Raw genomic sequence first — 18,170 nt, 5'->3', positions numbered from 1 at the left:
GTTGGGTGGGATCGCCACCCACCCGTTCAAGGAGGGACTGCCTTGATGGTGAGGGACACTCTCAGCCCGTCGCGCACATGTCACGTGACACAAAAGGGGGTTCGGCTGCTCTTGCCGGATTTGCCGCCTGCCTCTTCACGGGAAGGACAAGGCCCCGATACGCGCCGACACGGGGAACACAGAAATCCGCAACACGCGTGAAAGAAGTCCTGCGGCGCTCGACCCGGGGTTTGTCCTGTGGCTTCAGGGCGCGGGCCGGATCGAGCAACGCACCGCCGTGGGTGGCAAGTTCGGCATAGGTTTGTTGATTCCCGGGTCGTAGAAGTCGGGCCCTTTCAGCTCGGCTTTGAGGCTGGGAACACATGCTGGCCGCCTGTGCCGGGCCGGCGGGGACGGCCACGGTCACGCGGCTCTACGAGGTGGCGTTGGCCAATCCCGCTCAGCCCTGTCCTCCCCGTCGGTCCGCCGTCCCCCGACGAGGCTGACGGTTGGCCTGGGCACCGGTGGGAACGAAGGCGAGCAAGTCCAGGACCGATCAAGGGCATAAGGGCATAAGGGCATAAGGGCATAAGGGCATAGCCGCCTCACGGCGACGATGGTTGCGCTGGAGTGCTCGTCTGGTTCATGTCGCCGATCGTCTGCCACAGCCGCAGCGCCCGCTCTCGGTGTTGGCGCGCCAGGTGGTGGAGGCCGGCGGCGGCGTCCAGGTCGCCGATCAGTTGCCAGCATGTGGCCTCGTCCTGGTGGTCGCCGTGCCGGTGGAAGATTCCCGCCGCGCGCTGCAGCGCCGGGCTCGCCCGGTCCCGGTCGTGTTGGCCGGCGTGCACGCGGCCGACTTCCAGCAGCGTGTACGCGGCGCACCGCTCGTCGGCCAGTTCCTCGAAGGTGGCCAACGCCTGCCTCAGACAGTGCAGCGCCTCATCCGGATCACCGCGCCGATCGTGCAGCCGACTGAACCGCCGCAGCACCACGGCCATGCGATGCCCGTCGCCGAGCGCCCTGGCCTGGCTCAGGGCCCCGTCGAACCAGAACTCCGCCTCGTCGAGTTTGCCCTGCATGAGCTTCATCACGGCCATGGAGCAGGACAGCTGTGCTTCGATGTGCCGGTCGCCCTCTCCGACCGCGATGGCCAGCGCGTGCTCGATACGTTCGAGTGCTTCGTCGTCACGTCCCTGCACCCGGCTGACCGTACCCAGCATGGCCACCGACAGCGCCTCGCCGCGTTTGTCCCCACCGTCCCGGCACAGCTCGATGGAGGACTCAAGGGCGCGGGTGGCCCGGTCGAACTCGTCTTGGTAGATGTGTAGCTGGCCAAGTCCGCGCAGCAGTACTGATACGCCGCGCATGTTGCCGGCGGTCTCGGCGGCGTCCAGCGCGAGCCGGTGCCCGTGCTGCCAGTCCTGGTAGAGACACCGGTGGTCGTAGTAGGTCGTCGCGCCGGCCGCCAGCTCCCAGGCCAGTTCGTCCAGGCCCCAGTGCACGGCCAGTTTCACCGTGCCGAGCAGGTTGTCGCGTTCCGCGTCGAACCAGCCGACCGGGTCGGCGAGCAGCCGGTCCATGACCGCGTCGGGCAGCGACCGGCGGGGTGCTGCACCGGGAGCGGGCGCCAGCAGCCCGCCCGGCAGCCGGTCTGTGCCGCGCCCGATCAGCTCAAGCCAGACGGACAGCACGCGGGAGATCGCGTCCCGCTTGTCCTCCGTAGGCAGCGGGGCGGCGATCTCCACGGCACAGGTCCTGATCAGGTCGTGCAGCCGGTAGCGAGGCTCGCCGAGGGCGTCGGTGGCGGTCAGCCGAACCAGGCTGGCGTCGACGAGGGTGTCCAGCACCTCCTCGCCGTCCGAGCGGTCCAGCAGGGGGCCGACCACCCAGCCGGGCAGGGTGTAGGCGCCGAGCAGACCCAGCAGACTGAGCGCGCGCACCACGTCGGCCGGCAGCAGGCGCAGGCTCAGCTCGACGCTGGCTCGCACGCTCAGATCCCCGATCCTCAGCTCGGCGAGCCGCCGTGACTCGTCCTCGATGCGTTCCCGCAGTACCCGCAGCGACCAAGCCGGGCGGCCCGTCAGCTTGCCGCTGGCGATCCGGATCGCCAGCGGCAGGTTGCCGCAGCAGCCGAGGATCGCGTCGGCCTCCGCCGGCTCCCGCTCGACCCGCCGCCGCCCCACGATTTCGGTGAACAACTCCCTGGCCTCTGCCGGGCTCAGCTCCTCCAGGTTGATGTGCCGAGCGCCGGGAAGTTGCGTCAGCAGAGTGCGGCTGGTGATCAACACGGCACAGCCGTCGGCCGCGGGCAGCAAGGGCAGTACCTGATCGGCGTGGCCGGCATCGTCCAGCACCACCAGCATGCGACGGTCGGCCAGCAGCGACCGGTAGAGCGCGGCCCGCTCGGACAGGCCGTTCGGGATCGCGCTGCCGGCGATCGAGAGCGCACGCAGCGCCTCGGCCAGCATCAGTCCCGGGTCCCGCGGCTCGTTTGATGTCCCGGCGAGGTTGAGGTAGAGCTGGCCGTCGGGGAAGGCGGCGCTCGCCAGCCGCGCGGCGTGCGTCACCAGGCAGGACTTGCCGACACCGGGACCGCCCACGATGACGGCCACCGGAGCCCGGTTCGACGCCGACCCGTCGAGTAATCGGGCGATCTCGGCCAGCTCCTCGGCCCGGCCCACGAAGTCGGATACGTCGAGAGGCAGTTGACGCACGGGCATCGCCATGGCCGGCCTTGCGGCTGCCGCGTCAGGGCTCTCCGGTGGTACGTCCAAGGGCCTGCTTGCCGGGACCGGAGCCGTCAGGCCGGGATCCGCGGTGAGGATGCGCTGGTGCAGTGCCTGGAGCGGCGGGGTGGGGTCGACGCCGAGTTCGTCGGCCAGTGTCCGGCGCAGCCGTTCGTACACCTGCAGCGCCTCGCCCTGTCGCCGACATCGGTATAGAGCGACTATCAGGTGTTCGGCGACCTGCTCGTCATAGGGGTGCTCGCGCAGCAGAGCGGTCAGCTCCTCGATGACCTCACGATGACGCCCCAGGTCGAGTTCGATGGCGAGGCACTGCTTGTGCGTGGCCGCGCGTTTCATGTTCAGCCGTGCCGCATCGATCTCCAGGACCCGGCTGGAGATGTCGGTCAGGGCGTTCCCGCGCCAGCAGGCCAGCGCCCGGCGCAGCGCGGCAGCCGTCTCGAACGGGGCCGTGTGCCGTTCGGCAAGGTACCGCTCATGGTCAAACTGCAGCAGGTCGAGTTGGTCCGGGGCCAGGTGGATCTCGTAGCCGCCGCGCCGGGTGCTGATCAGGGAGCCGGGTGCTCCGCAGGCGGCGAGATTGCGGCGCAGCCCTGAGAGAGCGTCCTGGACCTGACGGACCGCGGTGGCGGGCGCGTTCCCGTCCCACATCACGGCGACGAGCCGTTCCACGGCGACGCTGGTGTTGGCGTCGATCAGAAGTGCTGCCAGCATCTTGGCCTGCCGCGGCCCGCCGAGCCGGACCTCACGCCCGGCGATCTGGGCGTGCAACGGCCCCAGCACCCCGAATCTCATATACCCCCCGGCACGCGAAAAGTGACGCCGTTCCCCGGCTGACCGTGCATTAGCACGAATCTAGGACGGCCGACGGACTCGTGTCCATAGCGTTACCGTGGGTGCCCGGCCGTTCCCCGTTGGGGTGCGGCTAGTTCTGAGTGGGGTGGTCCTCAGATCAGCAGGCAGACGTTCATGGCCGACGAAACAGGTCGAGCGGTCATTCGACGGCTCTGCGGGTGCTCCTTTCCGCAGAGCCTGGATGCCGAACGTGATCGCGAACATGAGCGAACCGGGACTGAACCTGCTCTCGCGGCTGTGGGATGAGCACCTGCGCTCGCCACTCCCGCCACACGTGCGCCGTCGAGAGATCGAGGGCGGCACATCGCGTCGGCCGGGTGCGCATTCGGTGCTTCCAGACGCGCTTGTTGCTCACGCAGCGTGCGCAGGTCCAGAGGGTTCTCACCCGCCAGAGCTCGGACCGGGCGAGACGGTGTCCGCTATGTGCTCGGCCAGGGCGAACAGACCCGGGCTGTCCTCGGTGAGCCGGCCCCCGCTCGCCAGGCGCTTCAGCCTCACCCTCACCGGCTCCACCTTCGAGGCGTCATCGCCCCAGCCGATCGCCACGGAGACACCCTTGGACCGCATCGGGCGCCCTGCGGCCCGCAGCACTTCCAGAATGCCCGGTACGAGGGCGGCAGCACCGATAACCCCATGCCCGGCTCCCACTGCGGCACCGTCGGCACCCCGATCGGCGACACCGTCTCCGCCTCCCGCAAAGACGGCCCCCGCATCGCCTGTTCATCCGAGGCCGCGTCGTCGAGGATCTCCCGCACTACCGCCCGGGTAGCCTCCACTGCGACAGCATCTACTCGATGCGGTCTTCCCGCTGATCACTCAACTCGGCTACCTATAAGCGAAGGTCGGAAACCCGTTCACGGATCACGGTCTCGCGGCGCTCCAGTTCCTCCAGCAGGGACACCATCACCCACACCCCCTCGGCGCCGACGCGAAATGGGATCAGCACGCGTCACCGGCCCGCACACGAACCCCCAGCTCAGCCATTCCCTCGAAACGAACCGGACCCTTCACGGTTTGTCGATGGATTTGGGTAGCGCTGAGAGATCAGGCGCCCGGAGACGTCCTCGGCACGCTCACCGCAGATGTCCAAGGTCGAGCCGTACGAGGCGATCCGGCATCGGTCTGGCCGACGTCCCGGAAGACGCCGCCGCCGCGCCGGACTTGCGCTGGATCCGTACAAAGCCGGTGATCGACGAGATGCTGCGGACAGACCTCGACGCGCCGCGCGAGGAGCGCCATACGATCACCCGGAGGTCGACTTCGGTGACGTGACCGTGCGCCTGGCCGACGAGCTGGTGACCGGCTACGTGTTCTCGCTCCGCCTGTCGTACTCGGGCAAAGCCGTCCACCGGGTCGTCGCCTCCTGCGGCGGCAGGGGTACGGGTCGTCCCGCTCGGCGACCCGGCGGAGCTGCTGTGCGCCCGTGGTCGGCTCTCGTGTCAGCAGCTGGGCGGGTTTGTGTCGACTCGTCGAGTGACGGGGCGGACACGAGGTCGCCGCATAGCTCAAGAGGCGGGAGAAGCCGTGTCGACTGCACGAACTTGAGCCCGCACAGCCCCCGCCCCGGAGAGGGCAGCCGCCGGAGAGCACGGCTGCCCCGTCGCCGAAGTGCCGAGGCGTCAGCTTACGGTCTCGCAGGCGCCCTGGCGGGAGGTGTAGGTGAAGGACGTGGCGCAGTAGTACCCGGGCGTCACGTTGTAGTCGAAGTTCACGAGGAAGCTGTACCAGCCGCCGCTCTCGTAGAAGTTACCCGTCTGAGCGATCACCCCCGAGGGGCCGTTGATCTGCATGTTCACCGTGCCGGCGCTGGGGAAGTGCGTCGTGTTCTGGATGTAGTAGACGAACGTCCCGCCCCCGTTGATGTCGATGCAGACCTCGAAGCTGCCACCCGCGCAGCCGGACGAGGAGAAGGGCCGGACCCCCGCAGCGGAGTTCCGGTAGATGTCGATCGTGCCCTGCGCCGTCTTGACCTTCTTGACCAGCACCGAACCCGCCGGAGCAGCCGTTGAGTGACTCGCCGTTATGCTGCCGGTGCTCGCCGCGTCGGCAGCCGTGGCTCCGGTCGCACCGACCGTCCCCACCAGGGCCATGGCGGCCGTCATCGCCGTCACCGCGGTCAACGCCCAGTTCTTCGACTTGAACTTGCTCGTCATCTGATCCCCGTTTCCTTTTCGTTGGGCGGGAACGGCTGGATGCCGCACGGTGACGCTATGGAAACGGGTCCGTCGACCGTCCTAGATTCGTCCTAATGCACGGTCAGCCAGGGGGTACATGAGGTTCGAGGTGCTGGGACCGTTACACGCCCGGATCACCGGGCGCGAGGTCCGGCCCGAGCCCCCTGTGCGGCACAGCGCCCATCCGCTCACACCGTGGACCGCGACGGCGAAGGCTCCCAGGAGCCCGGCGATTCGGTGGCGATGAGCAGAACCAGTAGAGTCCCGCCAGCGTCGTACGGCGTGTGTGCCAGCGGCCTGAACTGTGGGGGACTACGTGAGCGGCGAGATCTACTTCAGCAACAACTATCGAGATCTCTGCGAGCGCAACGGCACGGGAGCCGGTTTCCAGTTCGAGTTCTCGTGTAGCCGCTGCTACGACACCTGGCGTTCGCCGTTCGAACCGTACACCGGGGAGCGGGCCGCCACCTGGCTGAGCAAGGGGGTCGACGTGGCCTGGGGGCTGCTCGGCCGCACCGGCAGCGGGCTGAAGTCCGCGGCCGACGGGCTGGCGGGCGCCGGTTACGGACGGGCCCGCGATGGTGCGTTCGAGCGCGCGATCGGCAACGCACAGGGCCACTTCAACCGCTGTGGCCGCTGCACCGACTACGTGTGCGGCCGTTGCTGGAACGCGGCCCAGGGACTGTGTCTGCGCTGCGCTCCGGACACCGCGGCCGAGGCCATGGCAGCCCAGCAGCGCGGCCTCAACGACATGGCCTCACAGCGGGCGTACACCGCGGGACAGCAGGCGGGGCAGAGTTACGACCCCGGCATGCCCCGGCAGCTGGTGTGTCCCCACTGCCGTACCGAGACCCGAGGCGCGGCCTACTGCTCCGGCTGCGGCCATCAGTTGGCCCAGTCCGTCTCATGCGCATCCTGTTCCGCTGTCGTACCGGAGGGTGCCGCCTTCTGTCCGGGGTGTGGTACCCGGCGGTAGGGACCGGGGGCCGAGCAGGACTCGGCCAGCAGGTGCAGACCATCGTGATGAGTGACACGGCGACCCCCGTCCGCCGTGTCACGCGCACCGGCCTTGCCGGGCCCCAGAGCTTGGCAAGGCCGGTACCGATCCGGATCGCTCAGGCGCCGGTGCCGGGGGCGACGTTCGGGTACTCGCAGTCCACATGGGTGCAGACGGTAGCGGGGCGGTTGGCGCCGGCCAGCGCGGACGAGGTCCCGCCGAGGGCGGCCGCGGCGGCGAGGGCGAGGGCGGTGGCGGCCAGGGCGATCGAGCGGCGGGACTTCACGGACTGGGGTTTGGCCATCGTGGGACTCCTGTCGGTGTGAGCTCTCTTCGCGAGCTTTGTTCCGGTACGTCAGTGGCATGTTGACCGTGCCGGAGGACAGTGGAGCGCGGGGCGATGGCTCCAGGCCAGCTATTCGGCCCAGCGACGAATAGTTGAACGGTGCATCACGTCAAGGAGAGTTGGTGTCAGGAACCAGTGGTCGTGGTGGTCAGTGCTGGTCGCTGAGGGGGACAGGTATGTCGGGGGCGGCGGGGAGGCCGGCCTGCCTCGCCGTACGGCTGTCTCCGCCCCGCGCGCCCGGCAGGCCGACCGTCCATCGTTGCTGACGTGCTCAACGGCTTGCCAGCAGTCCGTAGAGCAGGGGAATCCGGGGCTCGGGAAGTTGCCACCAGCCGGCTGGCGTGCGTACCATCTCCGGCCAGCGCTGCCACGGCAGCTCGTTGCTCTCACGCAGCCTGTGCAGTGTCATCCCTGCCCCTGTCACCGCGTTGACGACGTCGGCGATCCCGTGCATCCATTCGTAGCTGTCCGTCGCGCCCTCGACGGCCGGGCCGTCGGTGTACGTGCGGCTGGCGTCGCGGTGCACGGGGCCGGCGCCGCCCAGATAGTCATGCCGCAGCAGCAGTTCGTCGCCCTCGCCGGGCGCGGGCGTCGGGCCGAGTGCGTTCAGCAGCGGATGGAATTCCAGGACGTACAGTCGGCCGCCGGGACGCAGCAACCGGGCGACGATCTGCGCCCAGCGCGTGAGGTCCGGCAGGTAGCACAGAGCGCCCTTGCCGGTGTAGATGACGTCGAAGCGCCGTTCTCCCAGGGCCTCGACGGCGTCGTACACATTGGCCTGGACATAGGTGACGTCGGATCCTGACCGCTCCGCGATGTCCTGGGCCGCTGCCACCGAGGCCGCGGAGAAGTCAAGACCGACCGCCCGCGCGCCGCGGTCGGCGAAGGCGAGCGTCTCGGTCCCCAGATGGCACTGAAGGTGCAGAACGTCTCGCCCGGCCAGGTCCCCGAGGTCCTCCCACTCGAAGGGGGCGAACCAGCGCTCCCCGTCGAGGCCCTGCTCCAGCCCGTAGAACCGGCTGGCCACGTGTACCGGAGTACGCGCATCCCAGTTGGCCTGGTTAGCCCGCATCAGCCGGTCGTACTCACCTGTGCTCATGCACCCATTCAACTCCAGAGTCACGCGGTGCGGTGCGCGCTGTCCCGGGGTCAGGTGCGTGTGAAGACCGCCGTGACCGTATGGGCGCGGTCCATGGTGATCGTGGGCTGGGTGGTGCCGAGATCGTAGTACCGGACGCCGTCGGCCTCCCACCACGCCACCCGGTAACCGCTGTCGGGAAGTGCTCTGAGGGTGACGGTGGTCCCCGGGCGGTAGGGACCGTAGGCGGAAGGGCGCACGGACCCGCCGGGGGACGGCGGCAGTGTCAGTGCGTACCGCTGACGGTTGATCTTGAGCGTACGGTACCCGGCGACGATCGGCGTGGTCGCGCGGGCGACCGCCGCGTTGTTGTTGTCCCGGTCGCCGAGCGGCTGGCCGTTCCAGGTGTTCTCGGTGTTCGAGTACTGGTTCACCGCCGAGCACGGCTGCCCGCAGGCGCTCGAGTACGCCATCAGGGTGTGGAACCGGCGGTCCGGAGTGATGTAGCCGGTGCTGTACGGGGTGGTCAGGTACGGGCGGTAGTCCTGGCCCTGCAACTGCTCGGTCAGCGTCGTACGGTCATGGAAGAGCCCCAGGTTGTGGCCGATCTCGTGGCCGAAGTTGTACCAGTTGACGATCGACTGCACATCGACGACCGAGAACGCCTGGCTGTCGCTCTGCGCGTTGATGGGCATAGGCAGGTTGGCCTGCCCGGAGGAGCCGTTGGGCACGTCGTTGATGACGGAGACCAGATCCACCCCGTACTGCTCGCGCAGCTGCGCGGCGCGCGCGCCCAGCTCGGTGTTGCCCGCGTTCTGGAGCTTGGGCAGCATGACGGCGGCGGTCTGGTCGCCGTAGTAGTTGGTGTTGTACCAGCCGATCACGTCCACGCTCGCCTGCACGTTGCTGTCGGCGAACGCCTGGTTGAGGTAGGTCTCGGCGAGCTGGATGCGGGACACCATGGCCTGCTCACCACCGACGCGGGCGGCCGCGGCCGGGGTGTAACCGACGATCATGTCGATCACCACCGGGTCACCGGCGGCCCGGGGCTTGAGCGGCCGCAGTGTCGGCTTCGCGGTCTGCCCGATGGGTGCGCGGGGCTTCGCGAAGTCGGCGTCGTCCGCCGGGGGCTTGGTACGCAGGGCCGGGTCCTCCTCGGTCACCCGCACCCAGCCGGGCCGCTCGCGCAGCAACGCGATGCGGTACACCCGTGCGCCGAGGTCGAACTCGGCGTCGAAGCCGACCTTCGTCACGTCCGGGTGGTGGTCGCACAGTCCGGTCGCGGACAGCACCACCTTGTGCTCCGGCTTGTCCCGGAGATGACCGGTCCAGGTCAACGAGGTGCCGTCCTGCTGCCGCCCGTCCTCGACCACGGCGGGCTGGACGTCGGGGAAGAGGTCGAAGTAGTGCTTGCGCGCGGAGTGGAGCAGGGGATCCGAAGCGGCGTGCTTCGAGCACAGCCACCGGTAGTCGTACAGGTCGAGCCGGTGGGTGCGCTCCCGCAGGATCTCCTGGGAACCGGTCGTGGGCACGGGCGGGTGCGGGTGCGCGGCGGCCTGGCCCGTCCCGGCCAGTGGCAGAACGAGCGCGGCCGTGCAGAGAGCGGCCGGGGTGGCGCGCATCATGCGATGATAGAAGGTCATATATCTAGAAAGTCAGTATTTTTATCAGAAAGCTGACTGACACGCCTGGCTGTCCGCCGCATTCACCCTGGTCCCGTCTTCCGCCGTCGTGCCGGGGTCGGTGAGCGTGCCACTGCCAGAAGCGCCTTCTCCGCCAGCCCGTACCGGGCGGCGATCCGGCACAGAAACGACAGCTGCGCCTGGGAGGTACTCCGGCTGGGCTCCGCCCATGTCAGAGCCCGCTTCCCACCCTCGCCTGCAGTCGCGAGCAACGCTCAGAACCTATGGATCGGCTCGGGAGGGCGTACCGCCTGCTCGACGAGATCGCCCGCGAACGTGCAAGGGTGGCCATGGCGGACGGCTACCGAGACCGGACGAAGGCGGCATGACCGGTCAGGCCACGCCGCGTCGCCCGACCAGCCCGCTACGCCGGTATCCGGGCGCCCAATGCCTGGATGAGCCAGTCGAACGCCGGCGCCAGGCTTTCCGGCGCCGGCCAGCCGTTGATCACCGCGAGCAGCTGAAGGTACCGCTCCCTGCGCGGGTCGTTCGCAGTATCCAGCCGGGTCAACAACCGGCGCCGAAGGTCGACGTCGACGGGGCGACCCAAATCGTGCGCGTACTGAGCCATGACCGCCGCGACGACCGGATCGGCCTGGGGCGAGGCTGGGTCGATGCCGGCTACCAGGGCCGGGCCGACGTGGTCGCGGACGGCGGCAGCAGGATCACGGCGGACGCCCGCGGTGCCATCCTGGGCACGATCGGCCACATAGTGCTCGGCCATGCGCCGCATGCAGGCGCGGAAGTCCGGGTCCTGGGACAGCTCGGCGAGCTCGACCCACGCCTCGACCTGTTCGGCCTCGGGGTTCTCGGGAAGCTCGGGAGTCATCGAGCGCGTGATCCCCGCGAATTCGGGGTTGGCGTCCAGGTCGCCGAAGGCCGTGTCGAGGAAGTCGTCGATGAGTCGTCGGCGTTCATCCTCGGAGAGCTTGGCCAGCTTGTGCATGAGATCCATCTCCTCAGCTGTGGACCCGCGCTTGGCCACCGCCGTGAGCACCGCGCGCCGCAGGCGCAGCAGCCGGATCTGCATCGCCAGTGCTTCGGCGTGCGCCGCGGCGACCTCGGGCAGCGAGATCTCGCGGTCCACGATCTTCCGGATGGTGGGGAGGTCCAGTCCCACGTCGCGCAGCGTTCGCACGAGGTCCAAACGTGCGAGGGCGTCGATGTCGTAAAGGCGGTAGCCGGCCGGGCTGCGGTCGGTCGGCGGCACGATCCCGCAGTCGGAGTAGAACCGAACGGCCTTGACCGTCAGACCGGTCCGCCGGGCCAGATCACCGATTGAGTAGAGCGCGCCGTCCATGCCCTCACCCTGGCACCTCCCCCTACCGGAGACTCAAGCCCATCCGCCTGCCAGCAGCAAACCATCTGCCGTCCACAAATCTTGACCATCCCTCGCAGTCTCTCGCTTCTCAACAAGCTGTAGGGGTACGGGCTCAGCTGCTCAACCAAGTACAAGCTCGTGTGCCCAGCGGACGGCTGATGGCACCGACGCAGCAGCGGGCATCGGCGGTGATGGCTCGTCGCGCGCCGGATCCGGCGCAGCCGAAGGCGGACTTCATGCCGTTGACGGGCGCGCGTGTCGGCATCCGCGCGGGCCTGCGCGGCATGATGGCGGTAACTGCCGTTGCCCGGGCGCCAGTTACGGCCTGTCTCGCGGCGATCGTGGAGGGGCTGCGACACAGTTCGGCGGCTATCACCCGCACGGTGGCCTTCTCCCGCAGCGTGTCCGCGATGTGGATCCGCTCGTCCTCGCGCAGGCACCGGGCGGAGCGGACGGCGTTGTGAGAGGTTGTGAGAACGAAGATCAGGGGCAAACCGGACACGGTCCGGCGCGGGTCCGCGATCTCTCAGAACTACTCATTTCCGCGAGAGGAGGCACGGCTCCGGCGCGCTCACCTTGGCGGGCCAAGGCGGGCGGTGGAAGTCCGGCCGGTGCACATGGGTGAACTGCTCGCCGGGCAGGCAGCGCCGCAGCTCTGCGAAAGTTGCGTGCCTCCTCGGGCGGGGTTGCGGTGCCCCATCACTCGATCGCTCGACCGTGTCCCGTTCGCTACGCCCTGTCCGCCGTGCGCCGGAGAGGGTGTACGGCGACAGTGGGTGTACGGGTGACGCACCGTGTGTCCCTGGCATGCGCAGATCGGAGTCACGGCGTGAGCAGCAAGGACACTGTCGTCGAGGCGGCGGGGGAACTGTTCGGGGACAAGGACCCGAGTGCGGTGGACCGCTGGGTGTCCGCCGCCTACCGCCAGCACAGCAGTCTGGCGGCCGACGGCCCGGACGCACTGCGACAGCTGGTGGCGGGGCTGCCTTCGGGCTTCCGCTACGAGGGCGCGCGGGTGATCGCCGATAAGGATCTGGTGGCGCTGCACGGCACCTACTACGGCTTCGGGCCCCAGCCGCTGGTGGCCTTCGACCTGTTCCGCGTGGACGCCGACGGCAGGCTGGCGGAGGACTGGGACGCATTGACCCCGCTCGTCGCGGAGACGGCCTCCGGCCGCTCGCAGACCGACGGCCCCACCGAGGTCACCGACCTCGACAAGACTGAGGCCAACCGCAAGCTCGTCCTGGAGTTCGCCGAGAAGGTGCTGAAGGGCGCCGACTACTCGGTGCTGACCGACTACATCTCCGCCGACACCTATCTCCAGCACAACCCGGAGGCCGCCGACGGGCTGGACGGCTTCGGGGCCGTGGCCGCGAAGTGGGCAGAGCAGGGCAAGAAACTCGTCTACAAGACCGTGCACAAGGTCGTGGCCGAGGGCGACTTCGTGCTGCTGCAGTCCGAGGGCGAGTTCGGCACGCCGGTCGCCTACTGGGATCTGTTCCGTGTCGCCGACGGAAAGATCGTCGAGCACTGGGACGTCGTCGCTCCCGTCCCGGACAAGCTCCCGCACGGCAACGGTCTGTTCTGAGCAGCCGGAGAACGAGCACACGGTGAGCAGCGGGTCCTACGGGGCAAGACCTTCCGGTTCAGCGTCGACAACGGCGTCGTCTTCCACAGCACGTACTCGCCCGACGGCACCGGGCTGCACCACGCGACCGTCGTCGGCCCGGCCACGGTCGCGGACACTGCCCCGCCCGACGCATGCTGGTACCCGGATCCGCGGAAGGCTCCCCGGCGCTCTCGGATCTTCTTGGGCGCCCGGTGCTGCGGGCGTGCGCCCGTGGCGCCGTCAGGCCTTCATCAGGTGGGCAACGACCGAGCGCACGGCATGGCGGATCGCCTTGCGTGACCCGTCGTCGGGGTCGCGTGACTCGAATCCGTGGTGGCCGTTCGGGACGTCGATCACCTCCACGTCGGCCCCGCAGTCCTCGGCCGCGGCCAGGAACTCCGCAACGGTCGCCGCGAGCTCGGCCATCTCCAGACCCACTCGCGTCAGCACGATCGGCAGACCGTTCGCCCCACGCACCGCCTCCACCGGGCGGAACCCGCTCCGGCCCAGCCCCCAGTTCGGCAGCGGCGCCATGACCGGGTAGGTGGCGGCCAGACAGCGCAGCCATGCCGGGGGAGCGTCCAGCCAGGGCGCGCTGAGCAGTGCGCCGCCCGAGAAGAACCACAGGGCGATACGGTCCGCGTCGACCCGAGGGTCCTCCCGCAGCAAGTCGACTGCCGCCGCGACATCCTGCGCGGCGAGCGGATAGTCGGCGAGGTCGTGCAGCCGGTGGTCGAGCACGGCGCCCACCACGCCCTCACCGGCCACGAGGCCGGCGTACCCGGTGAACGTCGGCCAGTCCCGCGGGGTGGGCAGGGCGTCGGCGGGTACCGGGCCGCCGTGGACGAACAGGACCGCAGGCAGCGGGGCGGCGCCGGTGGTCTGTGGCACGTACAGGTCGACGTTCGCCTTCCGTTCGCGCGGTATGTCCCCCACCTCCAGCGCAAAGGGCCGCAGGTGGGTGGAGCCTTCGGCGCTGGCGGCGGACAGCCGGTGGCCCTGGCCGTCGGCCGCGGCCAGCAGCGCGCCCGTCAGTTCGGCGGGGCAGGAGAGCATCGGCCAGTGCCCGGTGGGCAGTTCGAAGAACGACACCTGCGCGTCGGCGAGGGCCTGGAAGGCGGTGTGGCCGAGGTTCGCCAGGTTCTGGATCATCTGGATGCCCACCCCGTTGCCGTTGCAGAGCACGGCGCTGGTCGGTACGGTCGCGACCGCGCCCGTCAGACGGAGCGGCTGGAGGAGGGTGCCGAGCGGTTGCGGCGCCGCGAGGTGGGTCAGCTGTTCCAGTGCCTGCTCGGCGACCCCGGCGGTGCTGCCCCACCGCTGCCACTCGGCGGCGCTGGTCGGTGCCGGGAGCAGCCCGGCAGCTGCCTCGCCGCCCTGCTCGGCGAGCCGCGTCAACTCCTCGCGCAGTGCCTGGTCGGGAACCGCGGCCAGAGCGGGAACGCCGTCGCCCGGCATGCCGGCGTCGACGTAGACCACCCGCCCGACGCGCTCGGCACGCCGGTCGGCGGCGCCGAGCACGGGATGGATGCCGTAGTCGTGGCCGACGAGTACGAGGCTCTGGTCCGCGCCGACGGCGTCGATCGCCGCGAGGACGTCGGCGATGTGCGTCTCCAGGTCGGTGCCGGGGCCCGCTGCCGTCCGGCGCTCACCGAGCCCGGTGAGCGTCACCACATGCGCCTGGGCGCCTGCGGCGGTGAGCCGCGCGGCCGTCTCCCCCCACACGTGACCGCCGGTGAACACACCGGACACCAGGATGAATGCGGTCATGGCATCTTCCTCTCCTTCTGGCCGGAAACCCCCGTGTGTGGCGGTCCCCGCGCGGACTGCGCGCGGACGGCACCCCCGTTGTCCTTGATCGGCCGTCCGCGCTCACCGGTACGGTAGGAACTCCCCCTGAGGGAGGTTCAAGTGTCGTTGTCCCCCGACGGCCTGTGGAGCATCGGCGAACTCGCCGAGCACGCCGGCGTCACCGTCAAGACAGTCCGCTTCTACTCCGACCGCGGCCTGTTGCCGGAGGCTGCCCGCAGCTCGGGAGGGCACCGCCGGTACGGCCCGGCCGCGCTCGACCAGCTGCGGCTGATCCGCTCACTGCGCGCGCTCGACCTGCCGGTGCCCGAGGTGCGGCGGATCCTCGACCAGGACGACGGCACGGGCGGGCAGGCGCTGGAGGCGGCCGTCGCGGGGCAGCTGCGGGAACTGGGCGAGAACATAAGGGTGTTGCGGTGGCGCGAGGCGGGCTTGCGGCTGGTCCAGGAGTGCGCGCCGCAGGAGCGTGCCGACCGGTTGCGACTGCTGGGCGCGGTGGCCGCCCCGCCGAGCACGGACCCACTGGTGCGTTTCTGGCGAGCCTGGCTGCCGCCGCGGATGTCGGCCCGCGCCCGGTCGGCGTTCCTGGATGTGGCGGTCCCGGCGCCGCCCGACGATCCGGCGCCCGCGCAGGTGCTGGCCTTCGCCCGGCTCAACGCGTTCGTGACGCAGCCCTGCATCGCGGGTGTGCCGTGCCAGCCGGCGGTACACACCTCTTGCGCGGACTTCCGCCCCGAAGTGCTGTACGCGGGGCTGGCCGAGGCGTACGAACTGGCGGGCGCACAGCTGCGGCGGGGGAGGGCGCCGCGTGCGGGGGAGGCGCTGGAGTGCTTCGTCGAGGCGTACGCGTCCTCACAGAACACGCGCGACACACCGGAATTCCGTCGCTCGCTGGGCTCGTGGCTCACCTCGGATCCGCGGATCGACAGGTACTGGGAACTGGTGGCCGAGGTGACCGGCCCCCAGGGAGGCCGACCGGTGCCCACCCCCGGAGCGGCCCACGACTGGCTGCTCGCGGCGCTGACCGCCCAGGGAGCCGAAGAGGCTGCCTGATCCCTGGGGAAGGGGCGGGCGGGTAGCGCCGAGGAGGCAGCGGCGGCCGCCTTCGTGGCAGGCGGTCAGGAAGAGTGGCTGTGACCAGCACATTCTCGATATGCACGCCTAGATGACTGATGCCAAGGGGTTCAGTGGTCATACGCTGTGAGGGAACGCATGACGGGCTGGCTGGCCTGGTCGTTGTGCCAGATCGCGGCGGTCAGCGCAAGGATTCGCTGTAGGACGCGGACCATGACGCCGCCGGGTGTGCGGCCGTCGTGTCGTTCGAGATCAAGCTGGCCCTTGAATGTGTCGTTGACCGACTCGATGACCTGCCGCAACGGCTTGAACAGCTGCGATCCGGCCCGCTGGGCCTCGCCTTTGCGGGCCGGACGTAGGAGCCGGATCTCCAACTCGGCGAGCTCACGCTCAAACGAGGCGCCAAAGTAGTTCTTGTCCCCGATCAGGGTCTGGCCGGGACGGGCGCCCACCAGGTCGGACTCGGCATCCAGAATGTCCAACAGCGTGGTGCGCTCGTCGGCCTTGGCACCGGTCAGCGCGAACGCAACGGGCAAGCCGTGCAGGGTGCAAACCAAGTGCAGTCGCAGGCCCCAGAAGAACCGCGAATGGCTGGCGCAGTATCCGTACTCGGCCCATCCGGCCAGGTCGGAGGGTTTGACCGTCTCGCGGGAGCGGCCGCACTCGATCGGGGTGGAGTCGACCACCCAGACGTTGTCCGTCCACAGACTGGTGCTGGCGGCCAGCAGCCGGTTGACGCGGGCGATCAGGTCGGCGGCCTTGCGCAGCCGCCTGTTGTAGCCGGACTGCCCAGGCAAGTACGGGAACAAGTGCCGCAGATGGGAGCTGGCGTAACGGATCCAGCGGCGCTCGGAGGTAAAGCCGAGCAGAGCCTGCATCACCGCGAGGGTGACCAGTTCGGCATCGCTGAGCCGCGGCTCGATGCCGATCTCGGGCCGCCAGGGGGCCAGGTGCGGCGATTCCGTCAGCAGGTCGTCGGTTGTCACATAGAGTGCGGTGGCGAGGGAGTCCAGGTCTGGCGTCACAACCGATCTTTGGGCTCCCTCGCTTCATGGCATGCGCGCCCTGCGGGAACTGTCGTCCTCGAACCTGTCCGTGCCCCTGGGACCGACTGGTCAGGCGAGCCGCAGGTCGATGTAGGCGATGGCGTCGCCCGGGAGGACGTAGCGGTCGGTTTCGACGAAGCCGTGGGCCTCGGCGAAGCGCAGGCCGTCCTCGTTGGAAGCCAGGACGACGGTCTCGATGACGGTGGCGCCCAGTGCGCGGGCATGATCCAGTCCGCGCCGGTAGAGCTGCTCGCCGAAGCCCTGGCGGCGGTGGGCGGGGAGGATGCGGGCGATCACGGTGACGGTGGACGGGCTGTCGCTGGTGGGTGGGCGTACGGTCATGCAGCCCACCGGCTCGCCTTCGAGGTACGCAACCTCCAGGTGGTTGCGCCCGGCGCGCTCGCGCACCTCATCGAGTGACAGGACATCAGCCGGGATGATCACGTTGTGTACGTGCTGCCAGTCGGCGAGCATGGCGTCGTCTACTGGCTGCGCGAAGCTGAGTTTGGACATCGCAGCAGAAAATCCGCTCACCCTGCGAGCCGTCAACCGGATTCGTCCACCGCACGGCAGGACACGAACCCCGAATCGTCGAACTACTCACGCGGCACGGCCTTCACCCCCCATGCTGCGGCTCCTGTCATGCGCGCTAGAACCCCCTTGGCATCATTCATCTAGGCGTACCGGCTCCCCGCGTCCCGGCCGACCCGGAGGGACAACTCGCGGTCTACCGCGGCCGACTGGCTGGTACCCGCACCCGGCCAGCCGTTCCTGGGTGCGGGGCGTTTACGGCAGGATTTCCAGCTGGACGTTGCTGTCGGCGCCGGTCAGGCCGGTGGTGAGGCAGTCGGTGGGCAGTTGGCGGGGCAGGGCGGTCACGGTCCGCCGTACCGGATGTCCCGCGCTGCGTCCTTCGGTGACCCGGCCTGATTGCAGGACGACCAGGACGCCCGCGACCCGGGCCGTGGTGGCGTTCTCGATGACGATCACCGACCGTCCGCCGTCGGCGTACCGGACGGTTTCCACGCCGCCTCCGCCCGCGACCGAGACACAGGACGCCAGGGCCGAGGCCGAGTCGAAGGAGCCGGTGGCTGCCAGGGTGCGGCCGGGGCTGGTGCCGCACGTGTAGCGCACGTCCGCGTGGGTGCGGGTGGGCCGGGGCAGCAGGGTGAGCGGCGGGGCGTAGCGGGCCATGGCGTTACCCGTACAGGTGAAGGCCCCATGCCAACCAGCCGAGGCCTGACCGGCGGGCGACCACACCAGCGACGCGCCCATCAGCGCCAGAGCCCCCAGCGTCACAGCCGTACCGCGCATTCCGAACACGCAATCCTCCAGTTTTTCCGACTTCCGTACTGTTCCTGCCTCTTCAACGCCGCCCGGCCGTATTCGTCACGGAGGCGCGCCGGAGCACGCCTCCCGCGTGTATCTCTCATCGCACGCCTCCCTCGCGCACTGC

Annotated in this window: 15 protein-coding genes and 1 pseudogene; 3 read left to right on the top strand and 13 right to left on the bottom strand. The window is 69.5% G+C overall.

What is annotated here, in order from left to right:
• Positions 1–584 precede the first annotated feature (584 nt).
• The 4 genes from ACGFRG_RS00665 to ACGFRG_RS00650 form a co-directional block, all read right to left on the bottom strand.
• Positions 585–3,518 carry a BTAD domain-containing putative transcriptional regulator gene (locus ACGFRG_RS00665; RefSeq protein ID WP_393259899.1) on the bottom strand — a complete coding sequence of 978 codons (2,934 nt, stop codon included), beginning with the start codon at positions 3,516–3,518 and terminating at the stop codon, positions 585–587.
• Between the two features lie 441 nt (positions 3,519–3,959).
• Entirely contained in the window at positions 3,960–4,145 is a 186-nt protein-coding gene (locus ACGFRG_RS00660; RefSeq protein WP_393259896.1) for a hypothetical protein, read from the bottom strand.
• Between the two features lie 506 nt (positions 4,146–4,651).
• On the bottom strand, positions 4,652–4,927 hold the full coding sequence (locus tag ACGFRG_RS00655) for a hypothetical protein (RefSeq protein WP_393259894.1): 276 nt from the start codon (positions 4,925–4,927) through the stop codon (positions 4,652–4,654).
• Between the two features lie 270 nt (positions 4,928–5,197).
• The gene (locus tag ACGFRG_RS00650; protein WP_393259892.1) at positions 5,198–5,731 is read right to left on the bottom strand and encodes a hypothetical protein; all 534 of its coding nucleotides are present in this window, start codon (positions 5,729–5,731) and stop codon (positions 5,198–5,200) included.
• A gap of 337 nt (positions 5,732–6,068) precedes the next feature.
• On the opposite strand from ACGFRG_RS00650, the gene ACGFRG_RS00645 reads away from it, so the two are divergent.
• Entirely contained in the window at positions 6,069–6,728 is a 660-nt protein-coding gene (locus ACGFRG_RS00645) for a zinc ribbon domain-containing protein (RefSeq protein WP_361432410.1), read from the top strand.
• A 139-nt stretch (positions 6,729–6,867) separates the two neighbouring features.
• Here the strand turns inward: ACGFRG_RS00645 and ACGFRG_RS00640 are convergent, their stop codons facing one another.
• The 5 genes and pseudogenes from ACGFRG_RS00640 to ACGFRG_RS00620 form a co-directional block, all read right to left on the bottom strand.
• Complete coding sequence (locus ACGFRG_RS00640; RefSeq protein ID WP_393259890.1) at positions 6,868–7,053, bottom strand: hypothetical protein; 186 nt, start codon at positions 7,051–7,053, stop codon at positions 6,868–6,870.
• Between the two features lie 313 nt (positions 7,054–7,366).
• Complete coding sequence (locus tag ACGFRG_RS00635) at positions 7,367–8,194, bottom strand: class I SAM-dependent methyltransferase (RefSeq protein WP_393259887.1); 828 nt, start codon at positions 8,192–8,194, stop codon at positions 7,367–7,369.
• A gap of 50 nt (positions 8,195–8,244) precedes the next feature.
• Entirely contained in the window at positions 8,245–9,816 is a 1,572-nt protein-coding gene (locus ACGFRG_RS00630; protein WP_393259885.1) for a reprolysin-like metallopeptidase, read from the bottom strand.
• A 403-nt stretch (positions 9,817–10,219) separates the two neighbouring features.
• Positions 10,220–11,155: a MerR family transcriptional regulator gene (locus tag ACGFRG_RS00625; protein WP_393259882.1), complete on the bottom strand. Its 936-nt coding sequence runs from the start codon at positions 11,153–11,155 to the stop codon at positions 10,220–10,222.
• Between the two features lie 281 nt (positions 11,156–11,436).
• Positions 11,437–11,621, bottom strand: a pseudogene (locus ACGFRG_RS00620) (helix-turn-helix domain-containing protein); the annotation flags it as partial.
• Between the two features lie 384 nt (positions 11,622–12,005).
• Between ACGFRG_RS00620 and ACGFRG_RS00615 the strand changes: the two are divergent.
• Positions 12,006–12,764 carry a nuclear transport factor 2 family protein gene (locus tag ACGFRG_RS00615; RefSeq protein WP_393259879.1) on the top strand — a complete coding sequence of 253 codons (759 nt, stop codon included), beginning with the start codon at positions 12,006–12,008 and terminating at the stop codon, positions 12,762–12,764.
• A 261-nt stretch (positions 12,765–13,025) separates the two neighbouring features.
• Here the strand turns inward: ACGFRG_RS00615 and ACGFRG_RS00610 are convergent, their stop codons facing one another.
• Positions 13,026–14,555: an alpha/beta hydrolase gene (locus tag ACGFRG_RS00610; protein ID WP_393259877.1), complete on the bottom strand. Its 1,530-nt coding sequence runs from the start codon at positions 14,553–14,555 to the stop codon at positions 13,026–13,028.
• A gap of 141 nt (positions 14,556–14,696) precedes the next feature.
• On the opposite strand from ACGFRG_RS00610, the gene ACGFRG_RS00605 reads away from it, so the two are divergent.
• A complete protein-coding gene (locus ACGFRG_RS00605) occupies positions 14,697–15,647 on the top strand; it encodes a MerR family transcriptional regulator (RefSeq protein ID WP_361432426.1) in 951 nt (316 codons plus the stop codon).
• 131 nt (positions 15,648–15,778) lie between these two features.
• Here ACGFRG_RS00605 and ACGFRG_RS00600 read toward each other — a convergent pair whose 3' ends face one another.
• From ACGFRG_RS00600 to ACGFRG_RS00590, 3 genes are all read right to left on the bottom strand, one after another.
• Positions 15,779–16,693, bottom strand: a complete 915-nt coding sequence (locus ACGFRG_RS00600) for an IS982 family transposase (protein WP_393259875.1) — start codon at positions 16,691–16,693, stop codon at positions 15,779–15,781.
• Between the two features lie 90 nt (positions 16,694–16,783).
• Positions 16,784–17,227: a GNAT family N-acetyltransferase gene (locus ACGFRG_RS00595; protein WP_393259873.1), complete on the bottom strand. Its 444-nt coding sequence runs from the start codon at positions 17,225–17,227 to the stop codon at positions 16,784–16,786.
• 273 nt (positions 17,228–17,500) lie between these two features.
• Positions 17,501–18,028, bottom strand: a complete 528-nt coding sequence (locus ACGFRG_RS00590) for a hypothetical protein (RefSeq protein WP_393259871.1) — start codon at positions 18,026–18,028, stop codon at positions 17,501–17,503.
• Positions 18,029–18,170 lie beyond the last annotated feature (142 nt).

Origin of the sequence: Streptomyces sp. NPDC048696, from assembly GCF_043198895.1 — a bacterium.
Taxonomy (GTDB): Bacteria; Actinomycetota; Actinomycetes; order Streptomycetales; family Streptomycetaceae; genus Streptomyces.
Note: the sequence above shows the minus strand (reverse complement) of the source record. Positions and strands in the feature narration are given on the sequence as shown.

Coding starts and splice junctions, on each gene's coding strand:
- ACGFRG_RS00640 (WP_393259890.1), bottom strand. CDS start 7,053: ATGGCCAAACCCCAGTCCGTGAAGTCCCGCCGCTCGATCGCCCTGGCC.
- ACGFRG_RS00590 (WP_393259871.1), bottom strand. CDS start 18,028: ATGCGCGGTACGGCTGTGACGCTGGGGGCTCTGGCGCTGATGGGCGCG.
- ACGFRG_RS00635 (WP_393259887.1), bottom strand. CDS start 8,194: ATGAGCACAGGTGAGTACGACCGGCTGATGCGGGCTAACCAGGCCAAC.
- ACGFRG_RS00625 (WP_393259882.1), bottom strand. CDS start 11,155: ATGGACGGCGCGCTCTACTCAATCGGTGATCTGGCCCGGCGGACCGGT.
- ACGFRG_RS00650 (WP_393259892.1), bottom strand. CDS start 5,731: ATGACGAGCAAGTTCAAGTCGAAGAACTGGGCGTTGACCGCGGTGACG.
- ACGFRG_RS00630 (WP_393259885.1), bottom strand. CDS start 9,816: ATGACCTTCTATCATCGCATGATGCGCGCCACCCCGGCCGCTCTCTGC.
- ACGFRG_RS00610 (WP_393259877.1), bottom strand. CDS start 14,555: ATGACCGCATTCATCCTGGTGTCCGGTGTGTTCACCGGCGGTCACGTG.
- ACGFRG_RS00665 (WP_393259899.1), bottom strand. CDS start 3,518: ATGAGATTCGGGGTGCTGGGGCCGTTGCACGCCCAGATCGCCGGGCGT.
- ACGFRG_RS00595 (WP_393259873.1), bottom strand. CDS start 17,227: ATGTCCAAACTCAGCTTCGCGCAGCCAGTAGACGACGCCATGCTCGCC.
- ACGFRG_RS00660 (WP_393259896.1), bottom strand. CDS start 4,145: ATGCGGTCCAAGGGTGTCTCCGTGGCGATCGGCTGGGGCGATGACGCC.